Here is a 3,062-nt window from a genome sequence, read left to right as displayed (position 1 = left end):
GGAGGGGATCACCGGCCTTGTGGTGATGCTTCACGGCTGCACCCAGACCCCGGAGGATTTTGCCGCCGGGACCGGCATGAACGCCCTGGCCGAGCGGCATCGGTTCGTCGTTGTCTATCCGCAGCAATCGCGCGGCGACAACGCCCAGTCCTGCTGGAACTGGTTCAGCCGCGGTGACCAGATGCGGGACAAAGGCGAGCCTGCCATCCTTGCCGGCCTGACGTGCGAGGTCATCGCCCGCCATGCCATCCCCGGGGACAAGGTCTTCGTGTCGGGTCTCTCGGCGGGCGCGGCAATGGCGGTCATCCTTGGCGGCGCCTACCCGGAGCTGTTCAGGGCCGTCGGCGCGCATTCGGGTCTGCCCGCAGGGGCCGCCAAGGACGTCCCCTCCGCCTTTTCTGCCATGGCCGGTCGTGAGGCCGGTAGCGCTCCGCGCACGGCTCCTACGCGAACCATCGTCTTTCACGGCGATGCCGATGCCACCGTTCACCCGTCCAACGGCGCAGGTATCGTCCGTCAGGCTCTCGAGGGCGGCCCGGCGCAGAGCCTTCAGACCGGGGCTGCGGGGGCCGCGGGGGGGCGGTCCTATCAACTGAGCACGACCTACGACGACGTCGGCACGGAAGCGGTCGAACACTGGGTTGTCGAGGGGCTGGGACATGCATGGTCCGGCGGACAGCCCGCAGGCAGCTATACCGATCCGAAAGGCCCGGATGCGAGCGCCGAGATGGTCCGCTTCTTCTTCAACCCGTCCACGCGGCAGGCTGGCTGAAGCATAGGGTCGCCTCCCTATCTCGCGCGCAGCAATTGCCACCAGCGCAATTGCTGCGACACTGACCCAACGAGCGAACGCGGTGTCGGGAGAGTGGCGATCAGAGCGTATCGTTAATAAATGAACCAATCAGCAGCGGGCACGTTGGTCTTCTGCCCAGAGGAGCTGAGATGCCACCAGCCGCAGAGACCTCTCGCCAGCTGCCCGCCGAAACCGCCGAGCAACCAGCTCTTATACATGCGCTCGTACTACTGGCTATCTTCGGTTGCGTAGCGCTCGCCGTCTCTATCGTAATCGCTGATTTTGTCGTTCCCGACCACGATTGGATTGCGGACACCATCAGTGATCTCGGCGCAGGGCGCTATGAGTTCATCGTCGATATCGGCCTCTACGCCTTTTCCGCAGCATTGATCGGTCTTGCGGTGCTGGCGGCTCATGTCCACCTCGGCGCGTGGGATTGGAGTGTCGGGATCATTGCACTCATCGTCTTTGGCCTGCTGGTTTTCCTCATAGGGGCCCGGAATGAATACGGCGACAACGACAATGAAGGCTGGGTGATCCACACCTATCTCGTCTATGCTCTTGGTGCCGCGATGACCGTCGCCTGCTTTTCCTTAGCGCGCGGGTCCGCACGGGTCAGCCCGGTTTATCGCACCGTCTTCATTGCCACCGGGATCGTCTGGAGCGCCTCGGCGCCCCTGTTCTTCATTCTTCCCACAGATATCGACGGCATCTACGAGCGCTTCCTTGGAGCCGTTTCTTTCGTGCTGGTCCTCACCCTTGCACATCTCTTTTACCAACGTGCCAAGCAACTGAAAGCGAACCGATGTTCACGGATGTGACCGCCCTCGACATCTTTCTCCGCGGCACGCTGCTTGCCCTGATCGGCTTGACGTGGGTCGTGATTTGCGTGCGCGTCATCGGTTTGCGCGCGTTTTCGAAGATGACGTCATTCGATTTCGTCACCACCATCGCCGTCGGCTCGCTTCTGGCAGGCTCTGTGCAAGCGACAAACTGGAGCGGTCTCGTGCAAGCTCTCATCGCCATTTCGGCGCTTCTCGGCATCCAGTTTGTCGTCTCTCGCACCCGCGCACGCCGTGACGACTTCGAGGGGTTGATCGGCAACACGCCGGCGCTGCTTATGCGCGACGGGGAGTTCCTGGAAGCCTCACTCTTGCGCACGAGAACCTCCCGTAGCGACGTCATTGCAAAACTGCGTGAAGCCAATGTTCTGGACCTCGGCGAAGTTCGTGCGGTCGTGCTCGAATCGACCGGAGACATCTCCGTTCTGCATGGCGAGAGTTTAAACGAGATCCTACTTGAGGGGGTCAGGACGGGCTCCTGATGCTCGGCGTGTTCAGAGGAGCAGATCAAGTCTCGCAGCGCTTTGATCTGCCATTCAATCTGGTGCAGTGAAAGACCGGTTCGTCCGAAATGCTGACTTCGGGCAAGAAGATAATGCTGCACATTGCCGCGAAGGGCTGGTTCGAGGAAGCTGCGACGCAGCGATGGCCAGTCTCGTGAAGGTCCGGAGAGGGCGGATAGTGTCTGGTGCGGGATCGCCAGCGTCAGCGGCAATGTTCGCTTCCTGCGCATTGCAGCCTTAGCATCGCACGCCCGACTAGCCACCTCTGCTCATTTTTATTGCCAAGGTCGCTCTTCACTGACCACTGCATGCAGCAGTTCAGCTATCCTCCCACTCGTCGTCGAAGAACTTCTTCAGCTCATCCTCCGAGTAGAAAACCTTGGAGCCGACGCGTTGAGTTGCCGCGCTAACCTTTGCGAGACCTTCATTCCCCAGCGACTGGTCTGGGTTGTCATCCTGCCTAGGCTCCACTTGCTTTAACGCTTGACCTCCGCGCCTACAGCGCCGCACAGTCCCTCTCAGGCCCCGTGATCTTCGACCGCGGCATTCCTGACGTTCTGGGCTACCTGACCCTCTGCGGCCTCCCAGTGCCGCCCCACATCGCTGCAGCGACCAAAGCAGCCCGCTACAACGCCCGCGTCTTTCTAGCGCCATATTGGGATGAGATCTTCACGCAGGACACCGAACGCACGCAGAGCCGCTCCGAGGGCGAAGCAACCTTCACCGTCATGCGTGAAACCTACATTGCGCTCGGATACGAGATCACGGAGCTGCCGCGCATCGATATCGCATCTCGCGCCGACTTTGCCTGTGCGCAACTAGCGCTCTGACCGGCTCTGTTGCACAAATCGCGTGAGGGATTCATCTCGTGAATCCAGCGTGGTAGCCGGGATGCATGAGCAGACCCATACCCGCGACCTACAG

At 61.2% G+C, this 3,062-nt stretch carries 3 protein-coding genes and 1 pseudogene; all 4 read left to right on the top strand.

Going from position 1 to position 3,062, the window contains the following annotated elements:
- A partial coding sequence (locus tag BLQ77_RS28010) for an extracellular catalytic domain type 1 short-chain-length polyhydroxyalkanoate depolymerase (RefSeq protein WP_089964319.1) occupies positions 1–772 on the top strand: 772 nt, incomplete at its 5' end.
- A 170-nt stretch (positions 773–942) separates the two neighbouring features.
- On the top strand, positions 943–1,614 hold the full coding sequence (locus BLQ77_RS28005; RefSeq protein WP_089964318.1) for a DUF998 domain-containing protein: 672 nt from the start codon (positions 943–945) through the stop codon (positions 1,612–1,614).
- Positions 1,599–2,117, top strand: coding sequence for a DUF421 domain-containing protein (locus tag BLQ77_RS28000; RefSeq protein WP_008885482.1), 519 nt, complete (start codon positions 1,599–1,601; stop codon positions 2,115–2,117). Before BLQ77_RS28005 ends, BLQ77_RS28000 begins: the two co-directional genes overlap by 16 nt.
- A 515-nt stretch (positions 2,118–2,632) precedes the next feature.
- Positions 2,633–2,968, top strand: a pseudogene (locus BLQ77_RS27995) (AAA family ATPase); the annotation flags it as partial.
- Positions 2,969–3,062 lie beyond the last annotated feature (94 nt).

Source organism: Salipiger thiooxidans (genome assembly GCF_900102075.1).
In the GTDB taxonomy this organism is placed as follows: Bacteria; Pseudomonadota; Alphaproteobacteria; order Rhodobacterales; family Rhodobacteraceae; genus Salipiger; species Salipiger thiooxidans.
The sequence above is the reverse complement of the archived record's forward strand: the minus strand, read 5'-3'. Positions and strand labels throughout refer to the sequence as shown.

What these genes read in the sequence shown, in the direction of transcription:
- BLQ77_RS28005 (WP_089964318.1), top strand. Translation starts at nt 943, where the DNA reads ATGCCACCAGCCGCAGAGACCTCTCGCCAGCTGCCCGCCGAAACCGCC.
- BLQ77_RS28000 (WP_008885482.1), top strand. Translation starts at nt 1,599, where the DNA reads ATGTTCACGGATGTGACCGCCCTCGACATCTTTCTCCGCGGCACGCTG.